The organism is Sphingobium sp. SA2, from assembly GCF_032227065.1.
Lineage (GTDB): Bacteria > Pseudomonadota > Alphaproteobacteria > Sphingomonadales > Sphingomonadaceae > Sphingobium.
Map to the genome: position 1 here is coordinate 344,106 of NZ_JAPMXX010000001.1, position 13,895 is coordinate 358,000.

The 13,895-nt window shown below is 65.2% G+C and carries 11 protein-coding genes; 8 read left to right on the top strand and 3 right to left on the bottom strand.

The window, feature by feature from the left end:
* Positions 1-172 precede the first annotated feature (172 nt).
* Positions 173-1,051: an AAA family ATPase gene (locus tag OVY48_RS01775; protein ID WP_313921731.1), complete on the bottom strand. Its 879-nt coding sequence runs from the start codon at positions 1,049-1,051 to the stop codon at positions 173-175.
* Positions 978-2,378 (bottom strand): Mu transposase C-terminal domain-containing protein, encoded by a 1,401-nt coding sequence (locus OVY48_RS01780; RefSeq protein ID WP_004212864.1) that lies wholly within the window; start codon positions 2,376-2,378, stop codon positions 978-980. Before OVY48_RS01780 ends, OVY48_RS01775 begins: the two co-directional genes overlap by 74 nt.
* Positions 2,379-2,569: 191 nt before the next feature.
* Here OVY48_RS01780 and OVY48_RS01785 point away from each other — a divergent pair, with 191 nt between their 5' ends.
* Positions 2,570-3,142 carry a recombinase family protein gene (locus tag OVY48_RS01785; protein WP_009824027.1) on the top strand — a complete coding sequence of 191 codons (573 nt, stop codon included), beginning with the start codon at positions 2,570-2,572 and terminating at the stop codon, positions 3,140-3,142.
* A gap of 289 nt (positions 3,143-3,431) precedes the next feature.
* The gene (locus tag OVY48_RS01790) at positions 3,432-4,634 is read left to right on the top strand and encodes an aspartyl protease family protein (RefSeq protein ID WP_013039112.1); all 1,203 of its coding nucleotides are present in this window, start codon (positions 3,432-3,434) and stop codon (positions 4,632-4,634) included.
* Here the strand turns inward: OVY48_RS01790 and OVY48_RS01795 are convergent.
* Positions 4,628-5,047, bottom strand: coding sequence for a MerR family transcriptional regulator (locus tag OVY48_RS01795; protein ID WP_007406847.1), 420 nt, complete (start codon positions 5,045-5,047; stop codon positions 4,628-4,630). The two genes, OVY48_RS01790 and OVY48_RS01795, sit on opposite strands and share 7 nt — an antisense overlap.
* 75 nt (positions 5,048-5,122) lie before the next feature.
* On the opposite strand from OVY48_RS01795, the gene OVY48_RS01800 reads away from it, so the two are divergent.
* The 6 genes from OVY48_RS01800 to OVY48_RS01825 all read left to right on the top strand — a co-directional run bounded on the left by OVY48_RS01800 (position 5,123) and on the right by OVY48_RS01825 (position 13,851).
* A complete protein-coding gene (locus tag OVY48_RS01800) occupies positions 5,123-5,749 on the top strand; it encodes a cation transporter (RefSeq protein ID WP_004212870.1) in 627 nt (208 codons plus the stop codon).
* On the top strand, positions 5,749-7,716 hold the full coding sequence (locus OVY48_RS01805; protein ID WP_004212871.1) for a cytochrome c/FTR1 family iron permease: 1,968 nt from the start codon (positions 5,749-5,751) through the stop codon (positions 7,714-7,716). Before OVY48_RS01800 ends, OVY48_RS01805 begins: the two co-directional genes overlap by 1 nt.
* Before the next feature lie 73 nt (positions 7,717-7,789).
* On the top strand, positions 7,790-8,086 hold the full coding sequence (locus OVY48_RS01810; protein WP_007406840.1) for a hypothetical protein: 297 nt from the start codon (positions 7,790-7,792) through the stop codon (positions 8,084-8,086).
* A gap of 60 nt (positions 8,087-8,146) precedes the next feature.
* A complete protein-coding gene (locus tag OVY48_RS01815) occupies positions 8,147-9,424 on the top strand; it encodes a TolC family protein (RefSeq protein ID WP_313921732.1) in 1,278 nt (425 codons plus the stop codon).
* Positions 9,424-10,602: an efflux RND transporter periplasmic adaptor subunit gene (locus OVY48_RS01820; protein ID WP_004212877.1), complete on the top strand. Its 1,179-nt coding sequence runs from the start codon at positions 9,424-9,426 to the stop codon at positions 10,600-10,602. The genes OVY48_RS01815 and OVY48_RS01820 overlap by 1 nt, the downstream gene beginning before the upstream one ends.
* Before the next feature lie 3 nt (positions 10,603-10,605).
* Positions 10,606-13,851: an efflux RND transporter permease subunit gene (locus OVY48_RS01825; RefSeq protein ID WP_004212878.1), complete on the top strand. Its 3,246-nt coding sequence runs from the start codon at positions 10,606-10,608 to the stop codon at positions 13,849-13,851.
* Positions 13,852-13,895 lie beyond the last annotated feature (44 nt).

A 13,895-nucleotide genomic window follows, 5' to 3' on the forward strand; every position in this document is an offset into this window, starting at 1 on the left:
AAACGGGCAGGGGCCTGGTAGCGCGTAGTGTATGAGCGAAGCCACCATCGCTCAAACTCATCAGCACAGTCCAATTTCGAAGAGGAAACAAGAAAGTGGTTCCGGAAACGGTATGGATCTTATCCTGTGTAAACGCTCGCGCTAAATGGCGGCGTTCTGATCGCGCTATTTGTCAGTTGCCGGGTCCGATGACGAGGCAATCGCGCGCGGCCTGAACGATGTCAGCGGTGACCTCCTCGACGCGGTTGAGGGTCATGATCCGCCGCATCTGCGCGAACAGGCGCTCCATGAGCCGGAAGTTGCCGCGCGTGATGCGGATCACGGCTGCCTGCGCTTCGATCGCGTCGAGTTGGGCCGGGTCGAAGCTGATCCCGAAATCGCCGGCGTGGGTCGCGAGCAGCAGCCGCATTTCGGTCTCGGTAAGCGGTTTGAACTCGTGGACGAAGCCGATCCGCGAGTAGAACTGGGCATAGCGGGCGAGGCGCTTCTCCAAGCCCGGCATACCCATCAGGATCAGCCCGAAGCCGTGGCGATCGGCCATGTCGCGGAGATGTTCGAGCGACTTTATGGTCAGGCGGTCGGCCTCGTCGACGATGACGAGGGGGCAGGCGATGCGGGCGGCGTCATGGGTGATTTCGTCCTGCGAGCCGCCCGCGACCGTCAGCCGGGCATAGCCCAGCTTAATGAGGTTGAGGCCCAACACCGCGTCGATCGTCTTGGGCGTGTTGCTGACCGACACGGTGTAGAAGACGGCGCGGCAGCGAGCGACCTTTTCGCCAAGGAGCGCGGCAATGGGACGGAGCGCGGCATATTCCCCCAGGTCGGGGAAGCTGGAAAACTCGCGCGCCGATCGCGTCTTTCCGACGCCCGGCCGGCCATGACACACGCCGATATAGCGGTAGTGCGCGCAGGCTTCGGCAAACTCGACGAACCGGGCATGTTCGCGGGTCGCCAGGAACGGCTGCTCGACCAGGAACTCAATCGTCAGCGGCGTAGAGCCGGAGCCCTCGGTAGGTGGTGGGCCGGGAAGCCGTATCCTCTTGGTCGCCATCGAAGGTCTCCGTGGGGGCAGGCACCTGCTTGTCGCGCTCCTTCGCGCCGCGCCGGGCGCGCTGGATCGCGCGCAACGACGGGTGCCCAGCGTGCTCGGAGCTGAGCGCACGGCAGACGAACCGGCCCTGGTGGTAGACGTGGATCTCGGTCAGGTCGCGGGGGTCATAGACCGCCTCGACCTGCTCGCCGACGAAGGCCGCGAGCGTGGGTTCGACATAGCGCCTGCCCATCAGACGGATGCCGTCGCGCAGCACTTTACGGGGCTTGGGCACGTGCACGAGCAGCATGTCGAGCTGTTCAAGGCTGTCGGGCATTGCGGGCAGGAACCCGCCCTTCTGCCAGCGCGTGATCGGCGGTTCGCCGGTGCTGCCATGCGGGCGACGATGATAGACGCCGCACACGAACGCCTCGAAGCGGGCGCGCAGCTCGTCGAGCGTGAGCACTGGCGCCGACAGCGGCTTGCCCGCGATCAGGTGGCCGGGCAGGTCGGGCAGGAACATGTCGTTGATGGTGCGGAACAGCCGCTCGATCTTGCCGCGCCCGCGAGGACGCCCCGGCAGCGAATGGATGAGGCGGATTTTGAGGGCGATGCACGCCTGCTCGATATGCTCGGAGATGAAATCCGAGCCGTTGTCGACGTAAAGCTGTTCGGGAATGCCGCTGACGATCCATTCGGGATTGGGCTTGCGCCAGATCGCCTGCCGCAAGGCGAGCGCCGTGTTGAGGGCACTGGGGGCATCGAGGCTGAGGAAGTAACCGGCGATGGCTCGGCTGTGATCGTCAACGATGACGGTCAGCCAAGGACGCACCGGGGTTCCGGCATCATCGAGCACGAGAATGTCGAGAACGGTATGATCGGCCTGCCACATCTCGTTCGAGGTCGCGGCTTCGCGCCGATGCACTAGCTCGTGCTGGTCGCGGTAGACGGCCGGATCGGAGGCTGCGGCGATCTGGCTTGCCGGTATCGCCCTGACGACACGCGCGACGGCCGCATAGCTGGGGGTTCGGTGTCCATGCGCGATGGCGAGTTCCTGCACCTTTCGGTGAATGGCGGCGACCGGGGGTCGCGGGCGCTTGGTGGCGAGAGTGCGGGTCAGTTCGACCAGATGTTCCGGCAGGTGCAGCCTGCCCCGATCGTTGCGCGGCAGACGCGCGAGACCGGCAAGTCCTTCGGCACGGTAGCGCCCGAGCCAGCGCTGCAACGTCCGCTCGCTCAGCGTGCCGGTGCGGGCGAGGTCCGCGAGCGGGATGCCATCGGCGAGGTGCGGTTCAAGGACGCGGTAGCGCTCGATCGCCAGCGGCGGGACAAGCGCCGGATGCGTCACCGCCGACGGTCCGTGTCGCAGGTAAGGAAAACGGAGATTTGCCTGCCCATCGCCATGCGAGTCCGCTCGCGTTGCCAAACCGGCCTGTTCGACGTAAATCTACCCGGTAAAGAAAACTAGGGCAACATAGACCTGCCGATGACGACTTTCTTCCCAAACCGCGCCCGATCGGGGCGCCACCGGCCCTACGCATGAAAATCGGTTACGCCCGCGTATCGACCGCCGAGCAGAACCTGGACCTCCAGCGTGATGCGCTGAAGGCTGCCGGCTGCGAGAAGGTCATCACCGACAAGGCCTCCGGGGCGACTGCCGCTCGCCCTGGATTGGAAAAGGTGAAGGAGCTGCTTCGCGCCGGCGACACACTGGTGGTCTGGCGCCTCGACAGGCTCGGCCGCTCGCTCCGTGATCTGATCGGATGGATGACCTACCTCGACGAGGAAAAGGTCGGGCTGCTGAGCCTGCACGAGGCGATCGACACGACCACCACGTCGGGCAAGCTTACCTTCCACCTGTTCGGGGCATTGGCGGAGTTCGAGCGCAACCTGATCCGCGAGCGGACCCAGGCCGGTCTCACCGCAGCCCGCGCTCGCGGCAAGAAGGGTGGCCGGCCGGCCGCACTCGGCAAGGACAAGCGCGACCTGCCCGTCAGGCTCTACCACGAGAACACGATGCCGATCGCCAAGATTTGCTCGATGCTCGGCATCTCCAAGCCAAAACTCTACGCCTATGTGCGATCGGCCGAGACCAAGCCGGTAGCCGCGTAGCGACGCTCGCCGACAAATAGCGCGATCAGAATGCCGCCACTTAGCGCGAGCGTTTACACCGTTCGCGGTCCCGATCGGCCCAGCATCCCCCGGAACCGTTCGTTATCGGGAAGGCATCTAAGCGGTCTGCACCATCCTTCATCTAAAGTTCTCCAAGCGCTTCTGAGGATTTTCGGGCGCACCAAAAGCACTTGCTCCTCCAGTGGCTGGAGCATGTAACCGCAATTTGCTCTCCTGCGGACGGGGGGCTGGAGGTGGCTTTTTGACGGCCCGTGTTGAAGCAATCGGTATGTCTCGACGCTCATTAGTGGCGCGGCTGGTGGCCTGTGGAACCGGCTTGGTGCTCGGTTCTCCAACGCTCGCGCGACAGACTTCCCGGTCTGCGGGCTCGTGGAACTTCGGTGCGGCTCACCTCGAATGGGAGCCGCTGGAAGTCGGCACGGGTGATACCCTCCTTGTTTCGGCACAAGTGCGCGGAGTGCCGGTGCGGGCGGTGCTCGACAGTGGCAGCGGCGCGTCGATCATGAGCACGGCGCTCGCGGCGAAGCTCGGCTTGAACGATGGTGAGCGGCGCATGATTAGCGGGCTGAGCGCCAAGGCCCCGGTGCTGCTGGTCCGCGACATCGACGTACAGCTCGCCCGCGAAACCCGTCGCTTACCCTTTGCCGTCGTTGGTGATCTGAGTTCAGTGTCGGCGGCCTTCGGACGACCGATCGATATCCTCCTCGGTGCCGATATGTTCACGGGTAGCTGCATCGCGCTCGATTTCGCGAAAAGGCGTATGGCGGTCGTCAAGTCAGGCACGTTTCTCGCCGGTCCCGACTGGCGCGCTGTCGCGCTCGGGCGCGGTGCCAAGCAGGAGCTGTTCATTCGAGCTTCCGTCTCGGGTTTGCCTCCCGTGCCCTTGATGATCGATCTTGGCAGCTCGGCCGCGCTGATGCTCTCGTCGGCCTATGCCCGCGATCAAGGGCTGTTGAACGGGAAGCTCGTCTCGACCGCGGCGATCGGCGGCGTCGATGGTGTGCGTATCAACGATGCTTTCACGATCCAGAACATCAACATCGAAGGGCTTGGCGTCTCGAACGTCCCCACACTCGGGATGAGAGCTTGGCTCTCCACCAGCACGGTTGGCAATGTCGGCCTACCGCTGATCGCTCAATTCGACGTGGTGTTCGACGTGACCGCCGGATTCGTGTGGCTCCGGCCACTCGGTCCTCGTCGTCGCCTGCCGATGCTGAAGGACCGTAGCGGCCTTGGCCTCGCAGCCTCACCAACGGCGCTCACCGTTGTTCATGTGGCGGCGAACAGTCCCGCGGAAAAGGCTGGCTGGGCGGTCGGCGACCGGATCGTGGCGGTGAACGGCCATTCGATCGATGCGAACTATACGCGTGGGGAGCTCTGGCAAGTGCGCTCCCGGCCTGCTGGCACCCTCGTAAAGCTGACGATGGCCTCGGGTGATGTGCGCGAGCTCAGGCTGGCCGATTATTATTGATCGGCTTGAGGGTGGCCTTTGCCGATCGCCTTCATGATCCGACAATCGGCCATGCGCGCCTTGGTGCAGCTCTGGCTGAGCATTGCCAACTCATCCCGCAACACCGCGAGTTGCGCCAGTCTCTCCTCCACATCCTTGAGGTGCTGAGCAGCGATAGCTGAGGCGGCACCACAATCCTGGTCCGGGTTCTGCGCCAGCCCCATCAACGAACGGATCTCGTCGACGGAGAAGCCAAGCCGGCGACCGTTGCGGATGAAGTGCAAACGCTCAATGTCACTGGCATCGTAGGTTCTGCGACCCGACGCCGTGCGAGGGGCGGATCGGAGCAACCCGATCGACTCATAAAAGCGGATCGTCGTCACCTTCGTCGAGGTCTCGCTGGCGAGCTGCCCAATCATCACCGGCTTCATCATGCCATCCTTGCTTATGCGAACGTGTCGCACATTTCGCTTGCTTCTACAGCGACTGGAGGTGGTAAGGAAGGCCGCATGAATGCTTCTACCGAAAGCTGCGGGTGCCACGGGGAGCCCGCGCGCGCGCAAACCGATCCGGCCTATCGCCGTGCGCTGCTGACCGTCGTGGTGCTCAACCTCGGCTTCGGAGTCGCCGAGCTGTTCGGCGGGTTCATCGCCGATAGCCAAGCGCTGAAAGCGGATTCCCTCGATTTTCTCGGGGACGGGTCGATCAGCCTTATCGGTCTTCTCGCGCTTGCCTGGTCCGCACGGGCGAGGGCAAAGGTCGCGCTGACGCAGGGGTTGTTTCTCGGTGCGCTTGGCGTGGGCGTAATCGGTTTCGCGATTTGGCGCGCCCTGAACGCAACCGCGCCCGATGCCGAACTGATGGGCACAATCGGCGTTGTCGCGCTCGCGATCAATGTCGTGTCCGCCTTGGTGCTTGCGCGTTTCCGGGAAGGGGACGCCAATGTTCGCGCGATCTGGCTGTTCAGCCGCAACGACGCGCTCGCCAACGTGGCGGTGATCGCCGCGGCCGGTCTGGTGGCGTGGACAGGAAGCGCCTGGCCGGACCTCGCCGTCGCCGGCCTCATCGCCCTCCTGTTCCTCCACTCCGCTTATGAAATCGTCACTGGCGCTCGGCGCGAATTGGGAGAGCGGTAGTGCGTCTGCTCGCGTTGATCCGGGCAATGCTCTCGTTGCGGCTGCTCTCCGCGCTCGCGGCGCTGCTGATCCCTGCTGCGGCAATCGCCGAACCCGGCGACGTGCAAACCGCATGGCGGCTGCTCGACTATATGGCCGTCGATTATGGCGGCGCGGTCGCCAACGGTCGGATCAAGAGCACGTCGGAATATGCCGAGATGACGGAGTTCGCCGCGTCGGTCTCGACACGGCTTCAGGGCCTGCCGGCGAAGCCGGAGCGTCAAGCCCTCATCCAGCGGGCTGCCAACCTCCAGGCGGTGATCGCGGAAAAGGGACCGACTGAACAGGTGGCAACATTGGCGCACGGGCTCGCGGCCGATCTGTTGCGCGCCTACCCGGTGCCGCTCGCGCCCGATAAGGCTCCGAACCTCGTCTCCAGCGATGCCCTGTTCCGACAATCCTGCGCGTCCTGCCACGGGATGACGGGCAACGGCCGTGGCCCTGACGCCGCCAAGCTCGCTACGCCCCCGATTGCTTTCACCGATGCCGAGCGCGCGCGCCAGCGCAGCGTGTTCGCGCTCTATCAGGTGGTGACGCAAGGCATCGACGGGACCGCGATGCAGAGCTTCGCCGATCTGCCCAACGATCAGCGCTGGGCGTTAGCATTCCGAGCCGGGAGCTTCGCCTTCACGGATGCGCAGGCGCGCGAAGGCGAGCGGCTTTGGAAATCCGACCCGACCCTTCGCCGGCGCATTCCGGACCTGAAAACCCTGGTCGCGCTCACCCCGGCCGCGCTCGGCGCGGCGATCGGCGACGCCAAGGCTGACCCAGTGCTCGCGTTCCTGCGTCGTCATCCCGAACAGGTGATACAACAGGCTCCCGGCTCGCTCGCGGTCGCCCGCGCCAAACTCGCCGAAAGCGTGGCGGCTGCGCGGCGCGGCGATGCGCGCATGGCGAAAGAGCTGGCGCTGTCGGCCTATCTCGATGGGTTCGAGCCGATCGAGCCAACACTCACCGCGCGCGACGCGACGCTGATGGGTCGAATCGAGGGCGCGATGGGGGAGTTCCGCGCCTCGATCGACCGGGGCGCGTCGCCCGATGATCTCGCGGAGAAGGTCGCAGTACTGGGCGGCCTTTTCGACGATGCGGAAGCGGCGCTCGCGCCTGATGCCGCCACCGAAGCGTCCACGTTCCTGGGCGCGTTCACGATCCTGCTGCGTGAAGGGCTCGAAGCCCTGCTCATCGTTGTCGCCATGATCGCGTTCCTGCGTAAAGCCGAGCGCGGCGAGGCGCTGCGGTACGTGCATGGCGGCTGGGTCAGCGCGATCATCGCGGGCGGGATCACCTGGGCGGTCGCCACCTATGCGATCGGGATCAGCGGTGCGAGCCGGGAGCTGACGGAAGGGTTTGGCTCGCTGTTCGCCGCGGTCGTGCTGCTCTCGGTCGGGATTTGGATGCACGGCAAGGCGCAGGCCGATCAGTGGCAGCGCTATATTCGCGAGAAGATGTCGCGGGCGCTCTCGGGCGGGTCGGGCTGGTTCCTGTTCGGGCTGGCGTTCGTCGTAGTTTATCGCGAGGTCTTCGAGACGATCCTGTTCTATGCCGCGCTTTCGGCGCAAGGTGACAACGGGATGCTTCTCGCGGGGGCCGGGTCGGCGATTGGACTGCTCAGCCTGATCGCTTGGGCCATGCTTCGCTACAGTCGCAAGCTGCCGATCGCGCAGTTCTTCCGCTATAGCTCCTGGCTCATGGCGGTCCTGACCGTCGTGCTGGCGGGTAAAGGCGTCGCCGCGCTCCAGGAAGCCGGCCTTATCAACATCGCACCGCTCGCGGACGTGCCACGGCTGTCGATGCTCGGCGTGTTTCCCACTTGGCAATCGGTGCTGGCGCAACTCCTGATGGCGGTCGCCATTGCGGTCGGGTTCGCCTGGAACGGGCGCGACCGATCCCGCTCGGGTTCCGGCTCAGTGACCCTTGGTTCGAATTAGTGCAATGACATGAAAACCCTTCCGTGATAGAGGCAAGCTAGTGCGAGCCTTTTTGCCTTTCCTGACATGCCTGATGCTGGTCCTGACCAGCTTCTCCGGCATGGCCCATGCCGCCGATCTGGCGGGGGGAAGCATCGCGGGCGTTGAGTTCACGGTCCATACCGCCGGTGACATCGATCAGGTGCCATCGGACTCGGACAAGAATGTCCCGCATCATCACAATTATTGTCACGGACACGACGTCGGCGCGCCTGCGCGCACGACGATGGAATATACCCCCGTCCTCACAGTGCCCAAGCCGACAATCTCCGCCTCTGCGTCGCTCGACGGCCGCACCGGCATGGTCCATTTGAGGCCCCCCCAAGCCTGACGTCCGATTTGGGCGTGCGTTGGCGCGCCCCTGTCGATCATCGTCAGGAGTCCTATTTTCATGAATCGTATCCTCGCGGCCATGCTGGCCGCAGCGTCTTGCGCCACGATGGCGCAGGCGCAGGTCGGACCGTCCGCGCCTGTTGCGCAGGATGCGCCGGTCTACACGCTTGACCAAGCGGTCAGTGCAGCGGGCGGTTCGGCCCCTGCTGCGGAAGCGGCGACAGCTGGAATCGACGCGGCCCGTGCAGGTCGCACAGTCGCCGGCTTGCGGCACAATCCGGTGGTTCAAGGCCAAGTCGAGAATGTCATCGGCTCCGGGCCGTATCGGGGGGTCCGCAGCGCGGAAACCACGGTCGGCTTTGCGATCCCGATCGAGCTAGGCGGCAAGCGCGGCGCCCGCGTCGCGGTCGCCAATGCGCAATTGTCCCGGGCCGAGATCCAGGCCGCGATCATCGCGGCGGATGTCCGGCTTCAGGTAACGCAGCTCTATGTCGAAGCGGTCGCGGCCGATCGCCGGGTAATGACAGCCCGCGATCAGGCCCGGATCGCCAGCGATGCGCTGCGGGCCGCGAGCGTTCGCGTGCAGGCAGGGCGGGCATCGCCACTCGAGCAACAGCGCGCGGATGTCGCGCGTATCAATGCCGACGCCAATGTGGAGCGGCAGCTTCGCTTGGCCGAGGCGGCCCGCGCCAATCTGGCGCGTCGGATCGGACGGCCGATCGACGGCCTGCTCGATGACACGCTGCTCGATCGCCTTCCCGGTGTGAACGTCTATGGGCCGTTGGCACCGGTCAACACGACCGGCACACTCGCGCTGGCGGCAGCCAACGCGGATTTCTCCATTGCCGAAGCCGGCGTGCGGCTCGCGCGCGCCAATCGCGTGCCTGACCTGAACGTCGGGCCGTCGATCCGCCGCCTGGAAGCGACCAACGACATGGCGGCGGTGTTCAGCGTGTCGATCCCGATCCCGGTGTTCAACAATGGTCGCGCCGCGATTGCGCAGGCGACCGCGCAGCGGACCCAGGCGGATGCGCAGCGCCGCGTGACCGCGCTCGACATCGAACAGGCGATCACGGACGCGCAGGCGCAGGCGGCCAATGCCGCAACGACGGCTCGTGCGGCGTCGGGGCCGGCGCTGGCGGCTGCACAGGAGGCCGCCCGCATCGCGCGGATCGGCTATCGCGAGGGCAAGTTCGGCCAGCTCGAATTGCTCGATGCTGAACGCACGCTCGCCGAAACGCGGGTCGCCGCGATCGACGCGCTTGCCAATTACCAGAATGCCCGCGCGCAAGTGGAGCGACTGACCGCTCGTGCGCCCAATGGGGGGAATCAGTGATGAAGAGCTTTTATCTCGCGGGCGCGGCGTCGCTCGCCCTGCTCTTGGCTGCCTGCGGCGGCAAGGATGGCGGAAACGAGGCAACTGCCGAAGGCGCAGCTGCCAATGAGACGGCAGCGGGCACGGAAAAGGGCGGTGCTGAAGGCGGTCATGCCGGTGAAGGCGTCGTCACATTGGGTGCCGACCAGATCGCCACAGCGGGCGTCCAGGTCGGACGGCCGATCATCGGCGGGGCCGGGACGATCGAGCTGCCCGCGATCATCGAGGGCGACCCACAGGGAACGCAGGTCGTCTCGGCCGCAATTGCGGGACGCGTGGTCGCGCTCACCCGTAACCTCGGCCAATCGGTCGGACGCGGCCAGACCATTGCGGTCATCGAAAGCCGCGAGGCGGCGCAGATCAAGGGCGAGGTCGAGGCGGCGCGGGCGCGGCTTCAGCTCGCTAATTCGAACCTCGCGCGCGAACAGCGGCTGTTCGCGCAGAGAGTCTCCCCTGAACAGGATCTGATCGCCGCCCGCACAGCGGCGACGGAGGCGCGGATCGCCCTGACGCAGGCGCAGAGCATGGTTTCGGCGGCGGGTGTCGGCGGCGGCGGGCTCAACCGGCTCGGCATTGCCGCGCCGATCTCGGGCCAGATCATTGCGCGCCCCGTGACGCTGGGACAAACGGTCGCGGCGGATGCCGAACTCTATCGCATCGCCAACCTGAGCCAGGTGTCGATCGCGCTTAATCTCAAGCCCGAGGATGCGGGCCGGGTGCGTCCCGGCAATACGGTGCTGGTGAAGGCGGCAGGCCGTCAGGCGACCGCCCGCGTGACCTTCGTGTCGCCGGCGCTTGATCCGCAGACGCGGCTCGTGCCTGCGCTCGCCACCCTCGACAATCGCGGTGGCGAATGGCGGGTCGGCGAGCCTGTGACGGCAGCCGTGCAGCTCACGGGCAGCGGCGGGAGCGGGGCGGTCCGCGTGCCGACGACGGCGGTCCAGAGTTTCGAGGGCAAGTCGGTCGTGTTCGTGCGCACGCCCACCGGCTTCAAGGCGACCCCGGTCCAGCTCGGCGATGCGTCGGGCGACACGGTGATCGTCCGGTCGGGCCTGACCGGCAACGAACAGATCGCCACCACCGGAAGTTTCACGCTCAAGGCCGAGATCGGCAAGGGCGAAGCGAGCCACGAGGATTAAGCCATGATCGCCCGTATCGTAACCTGGGCGGTCGAGAAGCGCTGGCTAGTCCTGCTCCTCACCGTCATCGTCGCCGCCATCGGCGCCTTTTCCCTCTACCGGCTACCGATCGACGCGGTGCCGGACATCACCAACAATCAGGTCCAGATCAACGTCCGCGCGCCTGCCCTCTCGCCCGAGCTGGTCGAGAAGCAGGTGTCGTTTCCAATCGAAACCGCGCTCGCCGGCACCCCCGGCCTGGAATATACGCGCTCGTTGAGCCGCAACGGCTTCGCGCAGATCACGGCGGTCTTTTCGGACGCGACGGACATCTATTTCGCCCGCCAGCAGGTGGGCGAGCGTCTGCGGGGCGTGCAAGAGAATCTGCCCGACGGCGTGAACCCTGAAATGGGTCCGATCGCGACAGGCCTGGGCGAGGTGTACATGTACACCGTTCGTCTCGATCATCGCGAGGACGACAAGCACAAGCCCGGTGAACCGGGCCAACAGCCCGATGGCAGCTACATCACGCCAGAGGGCGAGCGACTGACGACCGAAGAGGACAAGGCGACCTACCTGCGCACCGCGCAGGACTGGATCGTGACGCCGCTTCTGAAGACCACACCGGGCCTCGCCGGTGTCGACTCGATTGGCGGTTACGCCAAGCAGTTCCTCGTCGTGCCCGACGTGCAGAAGCTGGCCTCGCTCGGCATCACGCTGACGGACCTGGGAAATGCGCTGGAGCGCAATAACACCAGCGTCGGCGGTGGCTTCGTCAATCGCAATGGCGAAGGTCTGGCTGTTCGCTCGGATGCGCTCGTTCGCAATGCCAGCGAGTTGGCCAGGACCGTGATCGCGACACGTAACGGCGTGCCGATCACGGTCGAACAAGTTGCGACTGTGAAGACGGGTCAGGCGATCCGCATGGGTTCGGCATCGGAGAACGGTACCGAAGTCGTCGTCGGCACGGCGATCATGCGGATCGGCGAGAACAGCCGCATCGTGTCGACCGCGGTCGCTGAGAAACTGAAGACGATCAACGCTTCGCTGCCTCCTGACGTCGTAATTCAGCCGGTGCTGAACCGCACCGAGCTGGTCAATTCGACGATCAAGACGGTCGCGAAAAACCTGTCCGAAGGCGCGGTGCTGGTCATCGTCGTGCTCTTCCTGCTGCTCGGCAACTTCCGTGCGGCCCTGATCGCGGCGTTGGTCATCCCGATCACCATGATGCTGACAGGCTTTGGTATGCTGCGCGCTGGGGTCTCGGCCAATCTGATGAGCCTTGGGGCTTTGGACTTCGGTCTGATCGTCGACGGCGCCGTCATCATTGTCGAAAACGCGCTGCGCCGGCTTGCCGAGCAACAGCATCATGAAGGCCGATTGCTCAGCGTCAAGGAACGGCTCGCGACCGTGGCAGCCGCTGCGCGTGAGATGATCCGTCCCTCTGTGTACGGGCAGGCAATCATCATCCTCGTCTACGTACCGCTGCTCACGCTGACCGGCGTGGAGGGTAAAACGTTCGGACCGATGGCGCTGACCGTCATCATCGCGCTCGCCTTCGCCTTCATCCTCTCTCTCACCTTCGTGCCGGCGATGATTGCGATCTGGCTGTCGAAGAAGGTCGAGGAGAAGGACGGCCGCATCATCACGTGGCTGAAGAAGCGCTACGAACCCGGTCTCGACCGGGCCATGAAGCGCCCGACGCTGACGATCGGTGCGGGTGTGGGAAGCCTTGTGGTGGCGGCGCTTGCTTTCACTACGCTCGGCTCGGTGTTCCTGCCGCAGCTCGACGAAGGCGATTTGCTGATCCAGTCGCTCCGCATTCCGGCAACGTCGGTCCAGCAGAGCCAGGCGATGCAGGTGCCGATCGAGCGGATGATGTCGAAGCAGCCGGAGGTGCAATTCGTCTATTCCAAGACGGGCACCGCCGAGCTGGCGGCCGACCCGATGCCGCCGAACGCGACCGACATGTTCGTCATCCTGAAGCCGCGCAAGGATTGGCCGGATCCTGAGCTTCCCAAGGAGGAGCTGGTCAGCCGGATCGAGGGTAATCTCGCGAAGATTCCGGGAAATGCCTACGAGATCACCCAGCCCATCCAGATGCGCTTCAACGAGCTGATCGCCGGCGTGCGCGGCGACATCGCGGTGAAGGTGTTCGGGGACGACTTCAACCAGATGAACCGGACGGCCGAGCAAATCGCGGCGGTGCTGCGCAGAACGCAAGGCGCAGCGGACGTGAAGGTGGAGCAGACGACCGGTCTTCCCATGCTCGACATTCGCGTCAACCGCGACGCGATGGCGCGGTTGGGCGTTACGGCTCAGGATGTGCAGGACACCGTGACTGCGACGATCGGCGGGCGAACATCGGGCCAGATCTTCGAGGGCGACCGTCGCTTCCCCGTGGTGATCCGCCTGTCGGAGGCGCAGCGTGCCGACATCGGCCTGCTCCAACAGGTGCAGGTGCCGGTGGCAGGCGGCGGCTATGTACCGCTGTCCAGCGTCGCCGAGATCAAGGTGGTCGATGGTCCGAACCAGATCAGCCGCGAGAACGGCAAGCGGCGCGTGGTGGTGCAAGCCAACGTGCGTGGCCGCGACGTCGGATCCGTCGTGGCGGATGCGCAGGCGGCGATCGGCAGCCAACTCCGGCTGCCTGCCGGCACCTATCTCGAATGGGGCGGCCAGTTCGAGAACCTCCAATCGGCAAGCGAACGGCTGAAGCTGGTCATTCCGGCTTGCTTCATCTTGATCCTGCTGCTCCTCTACGGGGCGTTGGGATCGGTCCGCGACGCCGCGATCGTGTTCACCGGCGTGCCTTTCGCGCTGGTGGGCGGCGTCCTGTTGCTGTTCCTGCGGGGCATGGACTTCTCGATCTCGGCGGCAGTGGGCTTCATCGCCCTCTCGGGCATCGCGGTCCTCAACGGCCTCGTCATGGTCAGCTCGATCCAAGATCTGATCCGATCAGGGATGAGCCGCGAGGAAGCCGCGCATGTTGGCGCGATGCAGCGTCTGCGACCCGTCATCATGACCGCGCTAGTCGCCAGCCTCGGCTTCGTGCCGATGGCGCTGGGCGAAGGCGCCGGCGCAGAGGTTCAAAAGCCTTTGGCGACGGTCGTCATCGGCGGTCTGATCTCGGCGACGCTTCTTACGCTGTTCGTGCTGCCGACACTCTATGCCCGGTTCGGGCAGAAAGTGATCGAGAAACCCGAGCACTACAATGAGGAGCATGAAGGGGACGACCACGGTCAGACCTTCGTGAACAACTTGGCCTGATGGATGGGCGGGGCGATCCGCGATCGCCCCGCCCATCTCTGGGA

Excerpts from the sequence above, each read along its gene's own strand:
- OVY48_RS01775 (WP_313921731.1), bottom strand. The coding sequence starts at position 1,051 with ATGGCGACCAAGAGGATACGGCTTCCCGGCCCACCACCTACCGAGGGC.
- OVY48_RS01785 (WP_009824027.1), top strand. The coding sequence starts at position 2,570 with ATGAAAATCGGTTACGCCCGCGTATCGACCGCCGAGCAGAACCTGGAC.
- OVY48_RS01790 (WP_013039112.1), top strand. The coding sequence starts at position 3,432 with ATGTCTCGACGCTCATTAGTGGCGCGGCTGGTGGCCTGTGGAACCGGC.
- OVY48_RS01795 (WP_007406847.1), bottom strand. The coding sequence starts at position 5,047 with ATGATGAAGCCGGTGATGATTGGGCAGCTCGCCAGCGAGACCTCGACG.
- OVY48_RS01800 (WP_004212870.1), top strand. The coding sequence starts at position 5,123 with ATGAATGCTTCTACCGAAAGCTGCGGGTGCCACGGGGAGCCCGCGCGC.
- OVY48_RS01810 (WP_007406840.1), top strand. The coding sequence starts at position 7,790 with ATGCTGGTCCTGACCAGCTTCTCCGGCATGGCCCATGCCGCCGATCTG.
- OVY48_RS01815 (WP_313921732.1), top strand. The coding sequence starts at position 8,147 with ATGAATCGTATCCTCGCGGCCATGCTGGCCGCAGCGTCTTGCGCCACG.
- OVY48_RS01820 (WP_004212877.1), top strand. The coding sequence starts at position 9,424 with ATGAAGAGCTTTTATCTCGCGGGCGCGGCGTCGCTCGCCCTGCTCTTG.
- OVY48_RS01825 (WP_004212878.1), top strand. The coding sequence starts at position 10,606 with ATGATCGCCCGTATCGTAACCTGGGCGGTCGAGAAGCGCTGGCTAGTC.